This window comes from Parasphingorhabdus sp. (assembly GCF_036964565.1).
In the GTDB taxonomy this organism is placed as follows: domain Bacteria; phylum Pseudomonadota; class Alphaproteobacteria; order Sphingomonadales; family Sphingomonadaceae; genus Parasphingorhabdus.
Genome location: NZ_JBALTN010000001.1, coordinates 275,808 through 295,143, shown reverse-complemented (window position 1 = coordinate 295,143; position 19,336 = coordinate 275,808). Strand labels below are relative to the sequence as shown.

Here is a 19,336-nt window from a genome sequence, read left to right as displayed (position 1 = left end):
TCATGACCACATTCACGCAAAAACATAAGAAGATCGAGCGCAACATCACCCTGCTAGCGGTGCTCGCTCTGGTCACCGTGACAATCGGCGGCATTGTCGAGATCGCGCCGCTGTTCTGGATCGACAACACGATCGAGAAGGTCGAGGGCGTGCGGCCCTACACCCCGCTCGAACTGGCCGGGCGCAACATCTACGTCCGCGAAGGCTGCTACACCTGTCATAGCCAGATGATCCGTCCGTTCCGCGACGAGGTGGAACGCTATGGCCATTATTCGCTGGCCGCGGAATCGATGTACGACCACCCCTTCCAGTGGGGATCCAAACGGACGGGACCAGACCTCGCCAGGGTCGGCGGCCGCTATTCGGACGAGTGGCATGTCCAGCATCTGACCGATCCCCGTGCCGTCGTGCCGGAATCGATCATGCCGCCTTATGCCTTTCTCGCCGAAAAGGATTTGAAGCCGGGCGACATGGGCGCGCATTTGACGGCCCTGTCCCGCGTCGGCGTCCCCTACAGCAAGGAAGCGATCGAACAGGCCAATGCGGACCTTCTGACCCAGGTCGACCCGATGGCCGATTCGTCAGAACTGGAACAGCGCTATCCGAAGGTGCAGGTCCGCGATTTCGACGGCAATCCCGACAAGCTCTCCGAAATGGATGCGCTGATCGCCTATCTGCAGATGATCGGCACATTGGTCGATTTCGAGGCGGGCGAAGCGCAGGAGCAGCCGCGATGAACTATGAAGCGCTGCGCCATTTTGCCGACAGCTGGGGCCTGCTGTTCATGACCGCTGTTTTCCTGGCCCTGATCGGCTGGACTTTTCGCCCTGGCGCCGGGCGCGCCCATCACGAGGCGGCCCACAGGATATTTGACGAGGACAAGAATGATGTCTGAGAAGAAGCGCGTTGATGCACCCACCGGAACCGAAACCGTTGGCCATGAATGGGACGGGATCGAGGAACTGGATACGCCGATGCCCCGCTGGTGGGTATGGACCTTTTACGCCACGATCATCTGGGCGATCGGCTATGTCATCGTCTACCCGGCCATACCGCTGGCCAACTCCGCGACCGAAGGCCTGTTCGGCTGGAGCAGCCGCGGCGATTATGCGGCGCAGGTCGCCGCCCGGCAACAGGAGCTCGAACCGATCCGCCAGGCGCTGGTCTCGACCGACATTCGCAAGCTCAACGGCAGCCCCGAACTCATGCAGCAGGCTATCGAGGGCGGACGTTCCGCGTTCAAGGTGCACTGCGTCCAGTGTCACGGCTCGGGTGCGGCGGGTTCAAAGGGCTATCCCAATCTCAACGATGATGACTGGCTCTGGGGCGGCGATCTTGAGGCGATCGAATATACGCTGGTCCACGGCATCCGCAATCCGGGCCATGACAAGACCCGCTTCTCGCAAATGCCGGCGTTTGGCCGGGACGGCATCTTGCAGCCGGCCCAGATTGCCGATCTCGTGTCCTACGTACGGACCTTGTCGGGTCGGGAAAAAGGCAGCGCAGCCGCTACCAGAGGCGCAGGCCTGTTCGCCGAAAATTGCACCGTCTGTCACGGACCGCAGGGCAAGGGCAGCCGCGATCTCGGCGCGCCCAACCTGACCGATGCGATTAGCCTGTACGGGCTGGATCGAGCCTCGCTCACCGACACCATTAGCAACAGCCGCTATGGCGTAATGCCCCGCTGGGGCCAGCGTCTGGACGCCGCGACCATCCGTATGCTGGCCGCTTATGTGCATTCGCTGGGCGGTGGAGAAACCTTGCCGGCGCTGGAAGAGGTGAACGACGATAGTCTCGAGCAGGCGGGAAATGCCGCTCCAAGCAACGGCGTCGGCGATGAACAGTCCTGAAAAATTTCCCGAGCCGGAAGCCCGGCTCTATGAAAAGCGCAAGGCGGTGCACCCGCAGCGCATCGACGGGAAATTCCGGCGGCTGAAATGGGTGATCATGGCGCTGACGCTTGCCGTCTACTACGCCACACCCTGGATCCGCTGGGACCGAGGTCCCTATGCCCCCGATCAGGCGGTACTGGTCGATCTCGCCAATCGCCGCTTCTACATGTTCGGCATCGAAATCTGGCCTCATGAATTTTATTATGTTGCCGGCATGCTGGTCATGGCGGGTATCGGCCTGTTCTTGGTTACCTCCGCCGTCGGCCGGGCCTGGTGCGGCTATGCCTGCCCGCAGACTGTCTGGACCGATGTCTTCCAGCATGTAGACCGGTTCGTCGACGGTGACCGCAACGCTCGCATGCGCCTGGACAAGGCGCCATGGACGACGGGAAAAATTGCCCGGCGCCTGTTCAAGTGGAGCATCTATCTGTTCATCGCCTTCTGGACCGGCGGCGCCTGGATCATGTATTTCGCCGATGCACCCACATTGGTCGTCGATTTCTGGTCCGGCGCGGCCGCCCCAGTGGCCTATGCCTCGGTCGCGATCCTGACGGCGACCACCTTCATCTTTGGCGGCTTCATGCGCGAGCAGGTGTGCATCTACATGTGCCCGTGGCCGCGCATCCAGACGGCGATGATGGACGAAAAATCGCTGACCGTCACCTACAAGGACTGGCGCGGTGAGCCGCGCGGCAGCCTGAAGAAGGCGGAAGCCCAGCCGGGCAGCTTCGGCGACTGCGTCGACTGCAACCAGTGCGTCGCGGTCTGTCCGACCGGCATTGATATCCGCGAGGGACCGCAAATCGGCTGCATCACCTGCGCGCTGTGCATCGACGCCTGCGACCGGGTGATGGATCAGGTGGGTCGGCCCCGCGGCCTGATCGACTATGCCACGCTCGAGGATGCGGATCTGGAAAAGGCCGGCAAGCCGCACAATCCGATCGTGAAGACGCTGCTGCGCCCGCGCACCATCGTTTACACCTCGATCTGGGGCGCGATCGGCCTGGCCATGCTGTTCGCTCTTGGCAACCGCACCCGGATCGACATCAGCGCCAATCATGACCGCAACCCGGTCTATGTCCAGCTCGCCGATGGCCATGTCCGCAACAGCTATACCGTCAATCTGCGGAACATGGAAAACCGCCCCCGCCAGATGGTCATCGGCATGACCACGCTCGATGGCGGCGTGCTGTGGTCGAACGAAGGGTCGCGGCAGAATGCAGGCCAGAGCCTCACCACCCGGGTTCCCGCGGACAGCGTCGCCAGGTTGCGCGTTTATGTCGCGGCTCCCGGCAATGGTCCAGTGCGGGAAGATTTCGCGCTGACCGTCACCGCGGCCGATGATCCGCGGGCCAGCGATATCGACGAAATATTTTTCGAACGACCGGAGACAGGCGAATGAGCAAGCAGCAATCCCTACGCAAGTTCACCGGCTATCACGCCACGCTGATCATCGTCGCCTTTTTCACCGTGGTTGTAGGGGTCAATATGGTGATGGCGCGCTTCGCCCTGTCGACCTTCGGCGGGACGGTGGTCGACAACAGCTATGTGGCCAGCCAGAAATACAACCAGTGGCTCGAACAGGCGCGGGATCAGCGGGCTCATGGCTGGGCCGTCGGCCAGGCCAATCGCTCTGGAGACCGCGCCCGCATCACCATCAACGATGCGACCGGTTCTGCCCTGCGGGGCGCCACGCTGACGGCGGTGGCAGAGCATCCCGTCGGGCGAACCGAGCCATTCGAGATCGCCTTTTCCGAACGGCAGCCCGGGGAATATAACAGCATCGAGACAATACCGGTCGGGCGCTGGAAGCTGAAGCTGGTGATCAGTCGCGGGGACCAGTCGATGCGTGTGCTGCAGGATATCCGGTGAACGCATTGGCTCCCATAACCGGTGAACAGGTTCCCGCCGCGGTATCGCGGTTCGTGGTCCCGGCGATCCGCTGCGCCGGCTGTATCGCTAAGATCGAGAACGGTCTCAGCGGCAAGCCCGGCATATTGTCGTCGCGCGTCAATTTCTCGACCAAGCAGGTGGCGATCTCGCATCTTCCCGAATGGGGCGATGACCAGCTCAGGCGGGAGATCGAAGCGCTGGGTTTCGAGGCGCAGGTTCTGGCCGACAATCCGCTGGCCGAAGAACGGGGCAGCACCGATCGACTGATCCGCGCGCTCGCCGTCGCCGGTTTTGGCATGATGAACATCATGCTGCTCTCGGTCAGCGTCTGGTCCGGTGCCGCAGGGGTTACCCGCGACCTGTTCCACTGGCTGTCGGCGCTGATCGCGATCCCGGTGATCGCCTATTCCGGGCGGCCGTTTTTCGCCTCCGCCGCCATGGCGCTGCGCTATGGCCGTACCAATATGGACGTCCCGATCTCGATCGGCATCCTGCTGGCAACGGGCCTCAGCCTCTATGAAACCGCAACCGGCGGCAGCCATGCCTATTTTGACGGCGCGGTCATGCTGCTGTTCTTTCTGCTCGCGGGGCGCGTGCTCGACGGCATGATGCGTGATCGGGCTCGCGAAGGCATCGGGGCCTTGCTCCGGCAGACCGCGACCGGCGCGATGGTCTTCACAGAGGATGGCTCCACCCGCTGGATGGCAGCCCGCGATCTGCGCCCGGGCATGAAGATGATGGTCGCCGCAGGCGAAAGTCTGGCGGCGGACGGCGTAATCGAATCCGGCAGCAGTCATTTCGACTGCGCGCTGATGACCGGCGAAAGCGAAGCGCAGCCTGCCGGGAAGGGAGACAGGGCCCTGGCCGGCACCCTCAATCTGTCCGCGCCAGTGGTCGTCCGGGTCACGGCGTCCGGAGAGGACACCAGCATTGCCGACATAGCCCGGCTGATGGACGAAGCGGGCCAGCGCCGCTCGCTCTATGTCCGCATCGCCGATCGCGCCGCCCGTTTCTATGCGCCGGCGGTGCACAGCCTGGCCCTGCTCGCCTTTGGCTACTGGATGCTCGCCGGTGCCGGCTGGCACCAGTCCCTGCTGATTGCGGTCGCGGTCCTGATCATCACCTGTCCCTGCGCGCTGGGACTGGCGGTGCCAGCAGCCCAGGTCGTCGCTTCCGGGGCGCTGTTGCGAAAGGGAGTGATGGTCAAGGACGGCAGCGCGCTGGAACGTCTGGCCGAAGCCGATCATGTGCTGTTCGACAAGACCGGCACCCTCACCCTCGGCCATCCGCGACCGGTCAATCTCGACACCCTCAGCCCGACGCAGAAGCAGATTGCGCTCGCGCTGGCCCAAGCCAGCCGCCATCCGGTGAGCAAGGGCATCCGCACCGGCCTGCTCGCACTGGCTATTGAACCGGCCACGCTGGAGGACATCCGCGAACAGCCGGGACAGGGCATGACCGCGCGCTGGAATGGGGTGAGCGTGGCGCTGGGCCGACCCGAGAAGTCGGAAGACCACCTGTCCTGCCAGCTGACCGTCGGCCCCGATTCGGTGATACTCCAGCTGCACGACGAGATCCGCCCGGATGCCGCCGAGGCCATCGCCACCTTGCGGGCGCTCGGCCTGCCCGCCTCGATCCTGTCCGGCGACAATATCGCCTCGGTATCGAAAGTGGCCCGCGCGCTGGGCCTGACCGGCCAGGCCAGTGCCTCGCCGCAGGACAAGGTCGACGCCATCACCCGCCTGACCGCTGGCGGTCACAGGGTCCTGATGGTCGGTGACGGCCTCAACGACGGCCCCGCCCTCGCTGCTGCCCATGTCTCGATCGCGCCCGGCTCCGCCAGCGATGTCGGACAGCAGGCGGCCGACGCGGTGTTCACGAGCGAATCCCTGATGCCGGTGGCGCTGGCGATCCGGGTCGCGCGTCGCACCGGGCGCATCGTCCACCAGAATTTCGCCTTGGCCATCGGCTATAATATCTGCGCCGTGCCCTTGGCCCTGACCGGCATGGTCACGCCGCTGGTTGCCGCCATAGCGATGTCACTGTCGTCGCTGATTGTCGTCGGCAATGCGCTGCGCCTGAACGGAGCCGCCCGGTGAGCGGTCTGGCGATCCTGATTCCGGTCGCGTTGCTGATGGGACTGCTCGGCCTAGCGGTCTTCTTCTGGGCTATGCGGCACGACCAGTTCGAGGATCTCGATGGTGCCGCGCAGCGGATCTTGATCGAGGACGAGGACAGGCCATGATTGCCAGTATCCGGCGCTCTCCCCTCGCGCTGTGGCTGACCGCGGCCGTCTCGCTGGCGCTGGCCGCCTTCCCGCTGTCGGCGGGAGCCGAGGCAATCACGGTCAAGCTCTGCAGCGCCGATGGCCAGGTGCGTTCGCTGACCATTCCCCTGCAGCCTGGCGACGGCGACGACAGCTGCGCCAAGCCCTGCCACGCTTGCCTGAATCGCAAGAAGCCCCAGAAAAACCGCTAGCCGCCCGGGCTATTCTCCGTTCGGTTCGGTCAGGACGGTTCCGGGCCGTCCCCGCTCTCGGCCGCAAAGCCGATCCGCAAGGCCTCGGCCAGGCTGCGCACACGCAGCTTCTCCATCATGTTGGCGCGATAGATTTCCACCGTGCGCGGCGAAATACCGAGATCATAGGCGATGGTCTTGTTGGGATAGCCCGCCATCAGCCCCTCCAGCACATCCAGTTCCCGCCGCGTCAGACAGGCTAGCCGTACCTTCGCCTCTGAGGCCGCCATTTCCTTCAGGTTACTGTCTTCCAGACGGGCAAAGGCCTCCTCAAGGGCTGCAATCAGCGCCTCCTTCTCATAGGGCTTCTCGAGAAAATTGATCGCACCGGCCCGCATCGCCTGCACCGCGATCTCGACATCGCCGTGACCAGTCAGGATCACCACCGGCAAATCGATGCCATCCTTGACCATCTGCTGCTGCACCTGCAGCCCGTCCATGTCGGGCATCCGCACGTCCAGCAATACGCAGCCCCGGTCCGCGCCTTTCGCCAGCTTCAGAAAAGCCACTCCCGATTCCACCGGATGCACCTTGAAGCCCGCGTGGCGCAGCATGAACGCCGCCGAACGACGGACGGAATCATCGTCATCCACCACATAGACTAGCCGTTCACTGGTCATAATCTGGTCCTTCTGCTGCTTCCTCTTCGATCCGGCCCGCCTTTTCCAGCGTGATCCGGAACGTGGTGCCGCCGCCGGCATGGGCTTCGGCTCGGATCGTGCCGCCGTGGGCTTCGATAATCGTCCGGCAGATCGACAGGCCGAGTCCCATGCCCTCCCCCTTGGTGCTGGCAAACGGATCGAATATCCGCTCGCCCAGTTCCTGGTCGATGCCGGAACCGGTGTCGGACACGGCAATTTCGATCCAGTGCGCGTCCAGCGACCGTACCCCGATATGCAGCTTTTTCTCTTCGCTCGCTGCCATCGCCTCGATCGCATTGCGCATCAGGTTCACCATCACCTGCTGGATCTGCACCCGGTCGACAAATACGTGATTGCTGTTCACGTCGATTTCGATCGAGCATTCGATGCCTTTTTCCTGCGCCCCGATCATCCCCAGCACGGTCGCGTCTTCCACGATCTGCGCAATCGACAGCGCTTGCCGATTGATCTCGCCACGCGAGACAAATTCCCGCAAGCGCCGGACAATCGTCCCTGCCCGCAAGCTCTCGGTGACGCTTTCCTGCAGGGCTTCCAGGAAATATTCCCGGTTCCCCTCGAGATCGCTGTCCATCATGTCGCGGGCGGCCGACAGGTAGTTGGCGATGGCGGTCAGCGGCTGGTTGATTTCATGCGCAAGCGAGGAGGCCAGTGTGCCGACCGCGCTCAGCCGTGACGCATGCGCCAGATCTGCCTGCAATGCCTGCATCTCGGCCTCGGTCTGCTTCTTTTCCGTCAGGTCGACCATGAAGCCGGTGAAATAGCGCTCGTCGCCTATCCGCGCTTCGCCGACCTCCAGCTGCAGCGGAAAATTGGTGCCATCCTTCTTGCATCCGACGACGGTTCTGCCGATTCCGATGATCCGCTTTTCGCCGGTCCTGATGTAGGTGCTGATATAATTGTCATGCGCGTCGCGATAGGGCATCGGCATCAGGATCTTGACGTTCCGGCCGATAATCTCCTCCTGTTCATACCCGAACATTTTTTCCGCGGTGGCGCTGAACGAACTGACCAGGCCCGCCTCGTCGATCACGACCATGGCATCCGGGATCGTCGTCAGGATCGACTGCAACAGCGAATTGGCCTGCGCCAGCTTGTTTTCTGCGGTGCGCAGCGAGGTAACGTCCTGAAAAGACAGCAGGATCGCGTCAATTTCATCCTGCGCATTGGCCAGCGGTGCAAGCGTGCACTCCACCCTGATTGCCGGCTTACCGGGCAGTTCCAGCAGCAGCTCGAACGGTTCGGCGCTGCCCGTCTTGTCGAACATCCCTTCCAGGGATTCCCGGAAAAGCGACCGGTGCGATGGTGCCACGCAGGATGCGGGAGCGCCCTTCGGCAATTCGGCGATGCTCGACACGCCCAGCATATGCAGACCAGCCAGGCTGCAATTGATCGCCTGCAAGTCGCGATCGACAATCATGACGATATTCGGAAGCCGGGACAGGACGGATTCGAGATGCGATGTCCGATTCGGGTCAAAGCCATTGGTGTCGCGCACGTGCGGTGTCTATCCTCTGGCTGTCTTGACGCCCCGGGTGAATGCGCCGACCCTACACGGAATGCGGGAAATGCCACAAGCAAATATGGCCTTTCGCTGGCGAACCGGCGGTTCATCTAGTGCGAGACAACCAGGGGAACAGGGCAATCCCTGAACAGGTTGCGGGTCACGCCGCCGAACAGGAATTCCCGCGCCCGGCTGTGTCCATAGGCACCCATCACGATATAGGCGGCATCCACCTTGTCGGCTTCGGCCAGAAGCACCTCGTCGACCGACGCGTTTCCGCGAACCACGCCGTGAACTTGGGATTTGATGCCGTGATAGGCGAGATATTCGGACGCGGCGAGTGGCGGCAGATCATGGTCCGCGTCTTCCTCGACCGTCACGATATGCACGTCGCTGGCCATTTTCAGCAAGGGAACCGCGGCGCGCAGGGCGTTGCCCGATTCCAGGCTGCCGTTCCAGGCAACCAGGGCTGTGCCGCAGGCGTCAAACTTCTTCACATCATCCGGCTGGACGACGACCGGCGCTTTCACGTTGAACAGGACGTCTCCCAATATCCCGATCGGCAGGCTGTTGTCCTTCTTGCCGCTGGCCGAGCTCAGGACGACGATGTCGACCAGCGCCGACTGCTTGGCCAGCCCCCTGGCCGCATCGGCATTTTCGTCGCGATAGTCCCAGGACACATCTTCGCCGGCCAGCCGCTTCTCGATCTCCTGGCGCAGCAGTTCATCCTGCTCCCGCGACAATTTGCTGATGTCATACATCACCGACATGCCGGTCACCCCGTCAAAGGCCATTTGCGGATTATAGGGATTGGCGCGCAGGCAATGAAGATGCCCGTTGAGCGAGCGGGTGAGGTCAAGCGCCGCCTGAAAGCGCGCCTCGAGGCCGCAATCGTCGGCAATATATAGCATCACGGATTTCATGGACTGTCTCCTGTTTCCTCACCCCTTCGCCACTGAAAGAGCATTGATGGGACAGAGTAACCGGAGGCGGGATGACCCTGTATAAGGAGTAATACGGATAGGGTTCCGCGCGTCGCAGAATCAGTCGCCGGCGACACCATGAGCGGCAATCTTGTCGAGCCAGCGGCGGCGATGCCGGTCGCTGCCGTCGACATTGCCGATCAGCGAGGTCGTCACCGGACTGATACCGGTCAGTTTCAGAATGTTGCGCTCGAAACTGCGCACGCTGTGCGATGCGAAATAGGCGCGATAGAACAAGGCCGGCATCCCCATCGTCACGATGAGGCGGGCCGATCGGCCGCGCAACAGCTTCCTGGGCATTTGCCCGCTGCCCTCGTCGCCGTAGTCGAGCGCAAAATTTGGCCGGAACGCCTGCTCGATAAAGGCTTTCAGCAGGGCCGGCATGTCCCCCATCCACAGCGGATAGCAGAAGACGATATGCTCGGCCCATTTGATCGCATCCTGTCCCGGCCGAACAGCGGCGGGGACGTCGTCTTCCAGCCACTGCTTGCGGCTTTCCAGGATCGGTATGTGCTTGCCGGCCAGACCGATTTCCCTCACCTCATGACCCGCTTCGCGCGCGGCGTCGGCATAGGCCGACACTAGCGCATGACCGAAGCGGCTGGGACTGGGATCGGGATGGCCGTCAATCACGGCAATACGGGTCACGGCCTTGCCACCTCCGCTCCGGCGGCGGTCGGCGTCTGCCACTGGAAGGCCGCGATCAGCTCCATGATCGCCGTCTGCGCCGCGGCATCAATCTCCTGCGGATAGGAGGCGACCAGCCGCGCATCCCAATAGCCATAGTCCATCGCGGTCAGGCTGAAATGCCAGGGCACGCCGTCCCTGTCGCCGTCGAATATGCCCTGATAGGCCGGAATATCGGGGCGTCCCGAGATAAAATAGTCGCCCTCCGATACGGTTGCCGCACTCGAATAATGCGACATCACGTCGGGTTTGATGATCTGATAATGGTCTTCCGCCTTCAGCTGTTCGAGATGGACAATCACGATCTTGATGGAGATCGGATGATCCTCGACCTCGCGCCGATAGCCGATCTCGAAATTGTTGCCGGTAAAATCCGTGGTCATCTCGCATTCGCGCTGGAAGCCAGCGATCGTCGCGGGAAACACAAAGCCGCTGTCCTTGTGCACGATGGCCCCTGCCCCCTTATAGGGTGCAAACGGATCGAACAGCGGCGCCGATCCGACGACGCATTCTGCGGCCGCCGGGCTGCCGGCGAACAACAGGGCCGCCGCCGATGCCAGCGCCGCCTGCCTGAACGCCATCAGCATTTGGATTTCCCCATGAGCGGTCCTTCTCTATTCATGACAGCTAACCACCCGGAACGGCAGCTCGCTGCCGTCGGTTTCGGTAATCGTCAGATATTCGCCGACCTTCAGCGGATGATCCTTGAGCCGGAAGATGACCTCGTCATCCTCCTCGCCAAGCTTGTAGGAAAAGGCCCAGCCCTTGGGTGAAGCGATCACCACCCCGGCCTGATCCGCCTGCCCCGGCCAGAAGCGCCGGACCACGGGCACCTTCTCCACCTTTTTCAGCGCCCCGGGTTCAATGAAGCCGTCACTGTCCAGCGGAACGCGAAAGACATAGGCATGGGCTGACGAGCCCTCGGGATGGTCAGCGGTGCGCGCCAGTTCAAGGCGGATGGTTTTCCAAGTCATGGTCCGTGTCTGGACGATCACCGCGACCCGCGCGATACGCAATATTGCGTAGGGGGAGTGATGGCTGACGGGGCAAACCACCTGTCGTCATTGCGAGGAGCGCAGCGACGCGGCAATCCAGGGCGTCTGGACGCAAACATGGAGGATTGTCGCTCTGGGTTGCGTCGCTGCGCGCGCAATGACTGCCTTCAGAAAATATCGTGAATAGCACTGAATTTTCGGAAAAGGCCTTTCGACGACCATATATTCAATTGACCTGTTTTCGCTCAAAACCGTAGAGAAGCGATCGGGAGAAGTCATGATAACGGGTGCCCGACCACCCCTTGCACGGGACGATACGCACGCGCCTGCCCAAATATGACACCGTCGAGATCGACAATATCGGGCGTATCTATGACGGGCTCCTGTTCATTGATCAGATGACACCGGCGACCCCGGTGGAGCGTTAGGCGCTTCAATTTGGGGACAGGGGAATTTCGGGACAGGGAATTTCGGGGACAGTATATTCAATTACCACTCGTCGACCGCCGACAGCATGCTCGCCCCCCCTATGGCAATCCCCTTTCCTACACACTCCCCCCTGTGATAAAAGCGCCAGATGGCCAGCCCGCGAGTCCCTGTTCTCTCCCGCCCCGCGCAATGCGGTTGCACCCGAGCCGCAACAACGGCTCATCGCCGCCAACCTTCGGCCCAACCGAATTTCGCCGGATAACCCCGTCAATTGTGTCAGCTTTGCTCCCCACCAGAGGACCAATCTGATCCAGGATTTTTTAGCCGCAGGCTCTCGTTATTTTCTGCCCTTCGCAGGTGCGGACATCAGGACCAGCAAGCAGCCCCCTCGACCGCCCCCCGTCATTGCGAGCGCAGCGCGGCAATCCAGAGCGGCAGGCAGCGCCGTTCATGGCCAGACGCCCTGGATTGCCGCGTCGCTGCGCTCCTCGCAATGACGGAAGGCCCCTCATAGCCCAGGCACGGCCACCCATTCTCCACTATCCCCTTTCCTACAACTAACCAAATAGGTTATATAATCCCTTTCCAACCCAGAAAGGCGATTCCCCATGCCCCATCCACCCGATATCGACGCGCTGATCGACAAGGTCATCGCGCTCGAAGGCGATTTTTCCGATCATCCGGCCGACCGCGGCGGACCCACCCGCTGGGGCGTGACCGAGGCGGTGGCGCGCGGCCACGGCTATGGCGGCGACATGCGGCACTTTCCGCGCGCGCAGGCGGCGGCCATATACAAGGAGCAATATTGGCACCGTCCCGCCTTCGACCAGATCGCCCGGTTGGCACCCTCCGTCGCCGCCGAACTGTTCGATACCGGGATCAACATGGGCACCGCGACGGCCAGCGGCTTTCTCCAGCGCGCGCTCAATGCGCTGAACCGCAATGGCCGGGACTATGAAGACCTGGCCGTCGACCGTCGGATCGGGGCCCGGACACTGGGTGCGCTGGACGCGTTCCTGCGGAAAAGGGGCGCCAAAGCGGAGACCGTGCTGCTCAAGGCGCTCGAGGCGCTACAGGGCGCGCGCTATATCGAGCTCGCTGAATCCCGCCCTGCCAATGAAGCCTTTCTCTACGGCTGGCTGGCCCACCGGATCGGCTGAAACCGGTGCGAAGCGAAATTTCTCATAACCCTGTAAAGTTTGTCAAGATCGCCGGCACCGATCGGATTTTTGCCGAACATCTGCCGTCAACACCAACCTTGGAGAACCGTCTCCCTGGCCCCGTTTTTGATCAGAAAGGCGATCCGAAACCCGAAAGGAACCAGATAATATGTCCATCCTCTCAACCCTTGTCGGCCCGATTTCCGGCATCATCGACAAGATCATCCCCGACCGCGACGCGCGCGATCGGGCCAAGCTGGAACTGCTCAAGCTTGAAGGCAGCCAGGAACTGGAGGAAGTACGCGTGCAGATGGCCGCGATTCTGGCGGAGGCGCAATCCCCCGACCCGTGGACCAGCCGGGCCCGGCCCAGCTTTCTCTATGTCATGTATCTGCTCTTGCTGTGGTCGATCCCGATGGGGCTGATCGCCGCCTTCCGGCCCGATGCCGCGCGGGATATTGCCGCCGGCATGAACGCCTATCTCGCCGGCATACCCGAGCCACTCTACGCCCTGTTCGGCACCGGCTACCTCGGCTACACGGTGGCCAGGCAATGGGGCAAGATCCGCGGCGTCGAGCGATAGGGCTACCAGTGGGGCCCACATCTCGCGGTCTCGCCGAACAGACTGTGCCATAAACCGACACTCCGGCGGCCACCGGTCCGATTAATGTAATATTTACGAAATAGACTTGCCATGCCCGTATCTTTCCAGATAAAGGTGCAGGTCTAGTTCATCCAAAGGGGATATTATAAATGACTACCGAAACCAACTTCCGCAAAATGCTTGCTGTAGCCGGCGGCCTGGCTCTTGCTGTTCCTGCCCTTTCGGCATGCGCAGAACCAGCCGAAGACGCTGCTGTGGTAGCTGATGACACGGCCGAAGACGCTGCTGTCATGGCTGACGATGCCGCTGAAGTAGCAACCTGTGCTGCTGAAGACGCAACCTGTGCTGCTGAAGAAGCAACCTGTGCTGCTGAAGACGCAACCTGCGCTGCTGCGGAAGAAGTTACCGAAGCTACCGAGTAAGCCCAAGCTTATTCCGCATTGAAAAATGCACTGCAAAAGCTGTTTGAGCTTACGAGCCAGATAGCAAGAGAGGGCGTCTCGCTAGTACCCCGTGTGGTACCGGCAGACGCCCCTTTCGTTCAATATCAGCATTATCCCAAGGGGGATTGCATCGCGCCGGTGAGCAAGTCGCGCTGGTTCTACCATGCGCACAAGCCCGAAGAACGCGAAGCCGGCGAACATGGCCATTTCCATCTGTTCATGCCGCTCGCGCTGTTCGACGGCGTCGAACCCTATTACCAGCCGCCCGCCAAGCTGCCCAACGGCAAAAAGACCCAGGGCGTCGTCCATTTCGGCGCGCTCAGCTTCGGAATCGATGGCATGCCGATGAGCTGGTTCACCACCAATTACTGGGTCACCTACGAATATATGATGCCAGCCGAGGCCATTGCGTCGCGGCTGCGCCGGTTCGACATGACCGGCGCGCCCGGCGATCCGCTGGTCAACGACTGGCTGACCGCGGCGGTACAGCAGTTCCACGACCCGATCATCGACATGGTCCGCGAACGCGACGAGCTGTTGATGGCCAAAAAGCGGGAACTCGGCTCAGCCGTGTTCGAAAACAAGAGAGTCGAGATCCTCTCCCGCCAGCCCTTCGATCTCTAGACGCTAGCGGTCATATCCCGGATTGGTGCGCTGCAGCTTGCGCATCAGACCCGGCCAGACCAGATTGTCGCCAAAGCCGCGCTGGAAGGCCGCAGCGCCCTGCTGGTAGACCCGGTGCCCCATGTCCGGGCTCTCTTCGTGCAAATGCTCTTCCCCGCCCACCGACTGCGCCAGTATCTGCGTCTTGCAGGCATTCTCCAGAAGATACATGCGCAGGAACGCCAGCGCGCAATTCTCGCCGACCGTCAGTGTGCCGTGGTTGCGCAGCATCAGCAGGCTCTTCTCGCCCAGATCATGGATCAGCCGCTCGCGCTCGTCGAGGTCCAGCGCGATGCCTTCATAGTCATGATAGGCAAGATCATCATGGACCTGCATCGAAAATTGCGTGTAGCGCCGCAGCCCCGCCTTCTGCACCGACACGGCAATGCCGTAGGGCGTGTGGACATGAATGACACAGCCCGCGTCGTGGCGGGCGCTGTGCACGGCGCTGTGGATGGTGAAGCCGGCGGGATTGATGAAATAGGGCGTATCTTGCTTGATATTGCCGTTGAGGTCGATCTTGACCAGCGCCGACGCGGTCATCTCATCGAACAGCACGCCATAGGGATTGATCAGGAACCGCTCCTCGCCATCCTCGTCGGGGAGCCGGGCCGAAATATGGGTGAACACCAGGTCGGTCCACGCGTGCATCGCACAGAGCCGGTAGGTCGCGGCCAGTTCGCAACGCACCTGCCATTCGGCGTCCGATACCTTGCCCTGAAGGCTGTCGATGTCGTGCGGATCCGGGATCGCAAAGCCCGGGCCTACGCCTATTGCCGATTCATCCTTTTGCATTGCTGTCGCCATGAGCCGTTCCTCCGTCTGGAAATTAACTTCGACGCAAACTGGCACGCCTCGACCGCATTCGCAACCAATCTGTCTGCAATCCCCTGGTGGCGGGGAGTTCTGCCAACGAAGTCTGGGCTAAGGTTCTGAACGCGATATTCGTCGCCCCATGCCCGGACCGATTCAATGGGGCTGGATGAGATGCGGCACTGGTGATCGGGAACGGGTCCATCGCTGGGCGTGACGCAATTCCCGTGTCTCGCGCAGCGCGATATCTGCTGTCCTCAGCCAGTCGTCGCAAATCCCGATCTCCCTGGATATCTCCGAGAAACTCAAGTCGAGAACGACATCGGTGTTGGCCTGTCGAGCAGAATCCAGTATTTCCTCGGTTGCCGCCAGGGCCTGCAACTTTGTCGAGCCAGTGAGCAGAACAGCGAATTGCGTACCCCCCATCCGTCCGACGCAGTCCGATGGCCGCAGCCGCTTCATCAGCGATTGAATAATGGCCGCCAGCAGCCCGCTGCCAGAAGAACGACGGGATGGGCCGTCCAACATCTGATAGAGGTCAATATCAAAAAGGATCAGCGTGCTGATAATCTGTTGCCGATCAAAAAGCGAAATCGCCTTGCGCGCCTCCACCGAAAAGCCGCTGCGCGTAAGGGCGCCGGTCAACCGGTCCTTGTCGGCCTGCTGCCGCAGTTCCAGTTCGTGTATGACCAGTTCCGACAGCTCCCCTAGCAGCGCAATATTGTGCTGCTTGAATTTTCTTGGCACGACATCCATGCCGCAGAGCGATCCGATGCGATGTCCGTCCGGCGTCGTCAGGGGCACCCCAACATAGCTGGAGATGAAAGGCTCTCCCTTCACAAACGGGCTATCTCGGAACAGGGCGCTTTGAGCCGCATCTTCGATGATCATCGGAGCGTCTTGCCGGATAGTATGATCACAAAAGGTTATGTTTCGGGCCGTCTCGGAAATGTCGATCCCGATCTTTGACTTGAACCACTGCCGCTTCCCGTCGATCAGGGAGATGGCAGCGATCGGCACGTCCAGTGCCAAGCTCGCCGCTCGGGTGATGTGATCAAAACAAAATTCCTCCCCAGTATCGAGTATATCGTATCGCTCCAAGGCAAACTGCCGCGCTGCTTCCGCCTCAAACTGGAAGCGGTCTTTTCCCCACATCTCACTATCCATTTCATTTTTACTAACGACAGGAGAAACGGTCGCGTCGGCCAAATGCTAAGTGAGCATTTGCATGATAAACGGTAAGGTCTGGCAATCGTTGGCAATAATTGCGCAGGCTTGCGCAAATCCGGCGATCGTTGAGCGCGTTGCCGGAGCGGTCGCCATCACTTCTCTGCTCCAGCCCCTGCCCTGCACCGAATATTGCAGATTGTCACAGTGCTAAATGGTTAATTTGCCGAGCAGTTTGCCGTTTATATCGACGGACACAGACCAAGGATGACAAAATGACGCCCCCCGCTTACCCGCAATCCGAACTTCCCAGCGATCTTGCGGTCGAGGATTTGCGCGCAAGCACGCGGGAGATCGTTTCTGCGGAACTTTTTGTCCGTCAATCCAATACGCAACTGTTTCGCACCACCTTGTACGATCTGTCGGTCACCGGCTTCAGGATGGAAAGTTGCACCAACCTGGATACGGACAAACTGGTATTTGTCTCCTTGCCTGGCCTGCAAACCCTCGCGGCTCGCATTGTCTGGGAAAATTATAATGACTATGGCTGCCAGTTCACCGCACCGTTGCACCCCGCGGTTCTAGACCATGTCGTTTCCGCTCTCAGAACATTCTGACCCGGCTTTTACCTGGCAGGAAAAAAGGACATGAATCTTGGGCTTAATTTTCGATTGGAAGCGCCGTAAACAATTTCAGATGGCACCTTAAAAGACTCACGCTGGAACACGTTGAATCTCATCAATTCATCGGCTCCGAACCAGCGAATATACCGAGGCTTGTGCACATCTATTGAGCGGGTCAGTTCGGCTGGTCCCATGCTGACCCGCTCACCCTTATCCAAAAACGCATACCGACAGCACTGCTGGACAATCATTGATCCACCCATCCGGCGCTGCGTCAAAAACAGCACCCCTACGCCATAATCTGCCGATGCGATCCCTCGCCATTCCGACTGAATTTATCAATAAGTTGTTCAAATAGATATTCTAATTGGCCAAGCCCCGACTATGAATATGACTAACCACCCGTCGAACGCCATTGTACCACTTGGAAAATGCGGCTAGGTAAATAAATACTAATAGTGGCCAGACCGGGAGGCTAGAAAATTGCAGGACTGCGGCAATGAGTAGCGTCGAAGCGGAATTGGCTGAGCTGAGATTGACGATTGAGCAGGCGATCGCAAAATTTGATATTCTGGACAAGCGGATTTCTAACGAAACCGAGGAACCGGAAGCCAGGCAAACGGAAACCGATCCGATATTTTTCAGGGATCAGGTCGATCAGTCGGCTCTGATCGACCGTGCGGAGAAATATCTGAACTGGGGTCGGCTGAAATCCAGGATACTGGATGCCGGCAATGGCCTGTTCGCCAATTCCTGTTGGAACATGTGCCTTGATGTTTACATCTGCGATCTGAAGGACCAGCGCGTCACGGTTTCGGCTATAGCGCACAGTTCCGGCATTCCCATGACCACCGCCATGCGGTACATCAACGTGATGGTCGAGCAGGGATTGCTGACCAAAACACCGAATGCCGCAGACAACCGCATGATCTTCGTCTCCATCTCTGACGACTGTGCCGAAAAGATCGAAGAGCTTTTGCTGAGCGCGCCCTTCTAGAACATCGTGCCGGACCCGAGTGATCCGGCTGACGAAGCCGGGCAAACCGTGCAAGAAGCAATGGTTAAACTCGGTTAACCTATATTTAACCATCTTTGGGCATTTCAGACGTACCAGGTGACGGTTCGAAGATTGCGGGATCTTCGAACCACCCTTTCCCGGCAATCGGGGAGGCGGGGGTATTGTTATCTGGGTAGTTCGATGACCAATGGGAACTTAGAGACGCAACTGGCTGAAAAGCTGATCGGCAGCAGTCCGAAAATGCAGCAGTTGCGCCGCATCATAAAATTTGCCGGGCAGTGCAACAGCTCCATTATGATCACGGGCCCTTCCGGCAGCGGCAAGGAAGTGGTCGCCGAAGCCATTCACATGGCCTCTGACCGTGGCCATGGCGCTCATGTCGCTGTCAATTGCGGCGCCCTGCCCGACCAGCTGGTCGAGTCCGAGCTGTTCGGCCACGAAAAGGGCAGCTTTACCGGTGCCGTCAACCGCCATGTAGGGCTCTTCGAACAGGCCGACAAGGGCACCATCTTCCTGGACGAAATCGGTGACATGCCTATCAACATGCAGGTCAAGCTACTGCGCGTGCTGGAAACGCGCCTCGTCCAACGGGTTGGTGGCAATCGCCCCATACCTGTCGATGTCAGGGTCATCGCGGCTACCCACAAAAGCCTCGGCGAATGCATCCGGAACAAATTGTTCCGGGAAGATCTCTACTATCGTCTGTGCGTCGTGCCGATTGAGGTGCCGGCGCTCCATGAGCGGACAGAAGACATTCCTGAACTGGTCGCCCATTTTCTCAAGAAACAGGATAGCCGCAATCCCTTGCCGGTGTTCACCGCCGAAGCCTTTGCCGCCATGCAGAATTACGGCTGGCCTGGCAATGTGCGGGAATTGCGCAACGTCGTGGAGCGGGCGATGGTTTTCTTTTCGGGGATGGATGTCACCGCGGCTGACATTTCCATGCTCGTTCAGTCAGATATCGCGCCGGTTGCAGAACCGCTCGCGGGCCAGGCTTTCGGCGAGACCATAGCTTTTGCCGCAACGCCAGTGTCCGAAAACCCCCCATTCGCCACCAGCCGGCAAGGCAACGGACAGGACAATGTGGTGCGGGACCTCAACGCCCATCTTCAGCTTGAAGAACGCCGCATCATCCTCACAGCCCTGGAGGCATCGCACGGTATCGTGTCCCGCGCCGCGCGGTCGATCAACATCAAGCGGACGACGCTGATCGACAAGATGCGCAAGCATAATATCGATTGGGATATGGATGAGGGCGCAATCTGCCAGATTGCTGCCTAGTCGCG

24 protein-coding genes are annotated in these 19,336 nt (G+C 60.5%); 16 read left to right on the top strand and 8 right to left on the bottom strand.

Annotation, left to right across the window (positions count from 1 at the left end; genetic code table 11):
* Positions 1-2 precede the first annotated feature (2 nt).
* Genes ccoO through V7650_RS01445 form a run of 8 tightly spaced genes read left to right on the top strand, consistent with a single transcriptional unit; the run spans position 3 to position 6,263 of the window.
* Positions 3-737, top strand: coding sequence for a cytochrome-c oxidase, cbb3-type subunit II (ccoO, locus tag V7650_RS01480; protein WP_335654464.1), 735 nt, complete (start codon positions 3-5; stop codon positions 735-737).
* A complete protein-coding gene (locus tag V7650_RS01475) occupies positions 734-895 on the top strand; it encodes a cbb3-type cytochrome c oxidase subunit 3 (protein WP_335654463.1) in 162 nt (53 codons plus the stop codon). Before ccoO ends, V7650_RS01475 begins: the two co-directional genes overlap by 4 nt.
* Positions 888-1,850 carry a cytochrome-c oxidase, cbb3-type subunit III gene (ccoP, locus tag V7650_RS01470; RefSeq protein WP_335654462.1) on the top strand — a complete coding sequence of 321 codons (963 nt, stop codon included), beginning with the start codon at positions 888-890 and terminating at the stop codon, positions 1,848-1,850. Before V7650_RS01475 ends, ccoP begins: the two co-directional genes overlap by 8 nt.
* The gene (gene ccoG / locus V7650_RS01465; protein WP_335654461.1) at positions 1,837-3,294 is read left to right on the top strand and encodes a cytochrome c oxidase accessory protein CcoG; all 1,458 of its coding nucleotides are present in this window, start codon (positions 1,837-1,839) and stop codon (positions 3,292-3,294) included. The genes ccoP and ccoG overlap by 14 nt, the downstream gene beginning before the upstream one ends.
* Positions 3,291-3,764 (top strand): FixH family protein, encoded by a 474-nt coding sequence (locus V7650_RS01460; protein WP_335654460.1) that lies wholly within the window; start codon positions 3,291-3,293, stop codon positions 3,762-3,764. Before ccoG ends, V7650_RS01460 begins: the two co-directional genes overlap by 4 nt.
* Positions 3,761-5,884: a heavy metal translocating P-type ATPase gene (locus tag V7650_RS01455; protein ID WP_335654459.1), complete on the top strand. Its 2,124-nt coding sequence runs from the start codon at positions 3,761-3,763 to the stop codon at positions 5,882-5,884. Before V7650_RS01460 ends, V7650_RS01455 begins: the two co-directional genes overlap by 4 nt.
* Entirely contained in the window at positions 5,881-6,030 is a 150-nt protein-coding gene (gene ccoS / locus V7650_RS01450) for a cbb3-type cytochrome oxidase assembly protein CcoS (protein ID WP_335654458.1), read from the top strand. Before V7650_RS01455 ends, ccoS begins: the two co-directional genes overlap by 4 nt.
* Positions 6,027-6,263: a hypothetical protein gene (locus V7650_RS01445; protein ID WP_335654457.1), complete on the top strand. Its 237-nt coding sequence runs from the start codon at positions 6,027-6,029 to the stop codon at positions 6,261-6,263. The genes ccoS and V7650_RS01445 overlap by 4 nt, the downstream gene beginning before the upstream one ends.
* Before the next feature lie 29 nt (positions 6,264-6,292).
* On the opposite strand, the gene V7650_RS01440 is transcribed toward V7650_RS01445, so the two are convergent.
* The 6 genes from V7650_RS01440 to V7650_RS01415 form a co-directional block, all read right to left on the bottom strand.
* Positions 6,293-6,922 (bottom strand): response regulator transcription factor, encoded by a 630-nt coding sequence (locus tag V7650_RS01440; protein WP_335654456.1) that lies wholly within the window; start codon positions 6,920-6,922, stop codon positions 6,293-6,295.
* Entirely contained in the window at positions 6,912-8,459 is a 1,548-nt protein-coding gene (locus tag V7650_RS01435) for a PAS domain S-box protein (protein WP_335654455.1), read from the bottom strand. Before V7650_RS01435 ends, V7650_RS01440 begins: the two co-directional genes overlap by 11 nt.
* A 116-nt stretch (positions 8,460-8,575) precedes the next feature.
* On the bottom strand, positions 8,576-9,388 hold the full coding sequence (locus V7650_RS01430) for a universal stress protein (RefSeq protein ID WP_335654454.1): 813 nt from the start codon (positions 9,386-9,388) through the stop codon (positions 8,576-8,578).
* Between the two features lie 120 nt (positions 9,389-9,508).
* On the bottom strand, positions 9,509-10,096 hold the full coding sequence (locus V7650_RS01425; RefSeq protein ID WP_335654453.1) for an NAD(P)H-dependent oxidoreductase: 588 nt from the start codon (positions 10,094-10,096) through the stop codon (positions 9,509-9,511).
* Positions 10,093-10,722 carry a hypothetical protein gene (locus tag V7650_RS01420; RefSeq protein ID WP_335654452.1) on the bottom strand — a complete coding sequence of 210 codons (630 nt, stop codon included), beginning with the start codon at positions 10,720-10,722 and terminating at the stop codon, positions 10,093-10,095. Before V7650_RS01420 ends, V7650_RS01425 begins: the two co-directional genes overlap by 4 nt.
* A gap of 27 nt (positions 10,723-10,749) precedes the next feature.
* Positions 10,750-11,109, bottom strand: coding sequence for a hypothetical protein (locus V7650_RS01415; protein ID WP_335654451.1), 360 nt, complete (start codon positions 11,107-11,109; stop codon positions 10,750-10,752).
* 308 nt (positions 11,110-11,417) lie between these two features.
* Between V7650_RS01415 and V7650_RS01410 the strand changes: the two genes are divergently transcribed.
* The 5 genes from V7650_RS01410 to V7650_RS01390 all read left to right on the top strand — a co-directional run bounded on the left by V7650_RS01410 (position 11,418) and on the right by V7650_RS01390 (position 14,390).
* On the top strand, positions 11,418-11,558 hold the full coding sequence (locus V7650_RS01410) for a hypothetical protein (RefSeq protein WP_335654450.1): 141 nt from the start codon (positions 11,418-11,420) through the stop codon (positions 11,556-11,558).
* Between the two features lie 609 nt (positions 11,559-12,167).
* The gene (locus tag V7650_RS01405) at positions 12,168-12,719 is read left to right on the top strand and encodes a glycoside hydrolase family 108 protein (protein ID WP_335654449.1); all 552 of its coding nucleotides are present in this window, start codon (positions 12,168-12,170) and stop codon (positions 12,717-12,719) included.
* 169 nt (positions 12,720-12,888) lie between these two features.
* Positions 12,889-13,302, top strand: a complete 414-nt coding sequence (locus V7650_RS01400; protein ID WP_335654448.1) for a holin family protein — start codon at positions 12,889-12,891, stop codon at positions 13,300-13,302.
* A gap of 170 nt (positions 13,303-13,472) precedes the next feature.
* Positions 13,473-13,745, top strand: coding sequence for a hypothetical protein (locus V7650_RS01395; RefSeq protein ID WP_335654447.1), 273 nt, complete (start codon positions 13,473-13,475; stop codon positions 13,743-13,745).
* Positions 13,746-13,763: 18 nt separating this feature from the next.
* Positions 13,764-14,390: a DUF6969 family protein gene (locus tag V7650_RS01390; RefSeq protein ID WP_335654446.1), complete on the top strand. Its 627-nt coding sequence runs from the start codon at positions 13,764-13,766 to the stop codon at positions 14,388-14,390.
* A gap of 3 nt (positions 14,391-14,393) precedes the next feature.
* On the opposite strand, the gene V7650_RS01385 is transcribed toward V7650_RS01390, so the two are convergent.
* Positions 14,394-15,236 carry a class II aldolase/adducin family protein gene (locus tag V7650_RS01385; RefSeq protein WP_335654445.1) on the bottom strand — a complete coding sequence of 281 codons (843 nt, stop codon included), beginning with the start codon at positions 15,234-15,236 and terminating at the stop codon, positions 14,394-14,396.
* A 162-nt stretch (positions 15,237-15,398) separates the two neighbouring features.
* Entirely contained in the window at positions 15,399-16,451 is a 1,053-nt protein-coding gene (locus V7650_RS01380) for a sensor domain-containing diguanylate cyclase (RefSeq protein WP_335654444.1), read from the bottom strand.
* 233 nt (positions 16,452-16,684) lie between these two features.
* Here V7650_RS01380 and V7650_RS01375 point away from each other — a divergent pair, with 233 nt between their 5' ends.
* The 3 genes from V7650_RS01375 (at position 16,685) to V7650_RS01365 (ending at position 19,331) form a co-directional block, all read left to right on the top strand.
* Positions 16,685-17,026, top strand: coding sequence for a PilZ domain-containing protein (locus V7650_RS01375; protein ID WP_335654443.1), 342 nt, complete (start codon positions 16,685-16,687; stop codon positions 17,024-17,026).
* 505 nt (positions 17,027-17,531) lie between these two features.
* The gene (locus V7650_RS01370) at positions 17,532-18,029 is read left to right on the top strand and encodes a helix-turn-helix domain-containing protein (protein ID WP_335654442.1); all 498 of its coding nucleotides are present in this window, start codon (positions 17,532-17,534) and stop codon (positions 18,027-18,029) included.
* Positions 18,030-18,230: 201 nt separating this feature from the next.
* Entirely contained in the window at positions 18,231-19,331 is a 1,101-nt protein-coding gene (locus tag V7650_RS01365; protein ID WP_335654441.1) for a sigma-54 interaction domain-containing protein, read from the top strand.
* The last annotated feature ends 5 nt before the right edge of the window (positions 19,332-19,336 follow it).

What these genes read in the sequence shown, in the direction of transcription:
- ccoO (WP_335654464.1), top strand. Translation starts at nt 3, where the DNA reads ATGACCACATTCACGCAAAAACATAAGAAGATCGAGCGCAACATCACC.
- V7650_RS01475 (WP_335654463.1), top strand. Translation starts at nt 734, where the DNA reads ATGAACTATGAAGCGCTGCGCCATTTTGCCGACAGCTGGGGCCTGCTG.
- ccoP (WP_335654462.1), top strand. Translation starts at nt 888, where the DNA reads ATGTCTGAGAAGAAGCGCGTTGATGCACCCACCGGAACCGAAACCGTT.
- ccoG (WP_335654461.1), top strand. Translation starts at nt 1,837, where the DNA reads ATGAACAGTCCTGAAAAATTTCCCGAGCCGGAAGCCCGGCTCTATGAA.
- V7650_RS01460 (WP_335654460.1), top strand. Translation starts at nt 3,291, where the DNA reads ATGAGCAAGCAGCAATCCCTACGCAAGTTCACCGGCTATCACGCCACG.
- V7650_RS01445 (WP_335654457.1), top strand. Translation starts at nt 6,027, where the DNA reads ATGATTGCCAGTATCCGGCGCTCTCCCCTCGCGCTGTGGCTGACCGCG.
- V7650_RS01440 (WP_335654456.1), bottom strand. Translation starts at nt 6,922, where the DNA reads ATGACCAGTGAACGGCTAGTCTATGTGGTGGATGACGATGATTCCGTC.
- V7650_RS01430 (WP_335654454.1), bottom strand. Translation starts at nt 9,388, where the DNA reads ATGAAATCCGTGATGCTATATATTGCCGACGATTGCGGCCTCGAGGCG.
- V7650_RS01420 (WP_335654452.1), bottom strand. Translation starts at nt 10,722, where the DNA reads ATGCTGATGGCGTTCAGGCAGGCGGCGCTGGCATCGGCGGCGGCCCTG.
- V7650_RS01415 (WP_335654451.1), bottom strand. Translation starts at nt 11,109, where the DNA reads ATGACTTGGAAAACCATCCGCCTTGAACTGGCGCGCACCGCTGACCAT.
- V7650_RS01405 (WP_335654449.1), top strand. Translation starts at nt 12,168, where the DNA reads ATGCCCCATCCACCCGATATCGACGCGCTGATCGACAAGGTCATCGCG.
- V7650_RS01400 (WP_335654448.1), top strand. Translation starts at nt 12,889, where the DNA reads ATGTCCATCCTCTCAACCCTTGTCGGCCCGATTTCCGGCATCATCGAC.
- V7650_RS01395 (WP_335654447.1), top strand. Translation starts at nt 13,473, where the DNA reads ATGACTACCGAAACCAACTTCCGCAAAATGCTTGCTGTAGCCGGCGGC.
- V7650_RS01385 (WP_335654445.1), bottom strand. Translation starts at nt 15,236, where the DNA reads ATGGCGACAGCAATGCAAAAGGATGAATCGGCAATAGGCGTAGGCCCG.
- V7650_RS01375 (WP_335654443.1), top strand. Translation starts at nt 16,685, where the DNA reads ATGACGCCCCCCGCTTACCCGCAATCCGAACTTCCCAGCGATCTTGCG.
- V7650_RS01370 (WP_335654442.1), top strand. Translation starts at nt 17,532, where the DNA reads ATGAGTAGCGTCGAAGCGGAATTGGCTGAGCTGAGATTGACGATTGAG.
- V7650_RS01365 (WP_335654441.1), top strand. Translation starts at nt 18,231, where the DNA reads ATGACCAATGGGAACTTAGAGACGCAACTGGCTGAAAAGCTGATCGGC.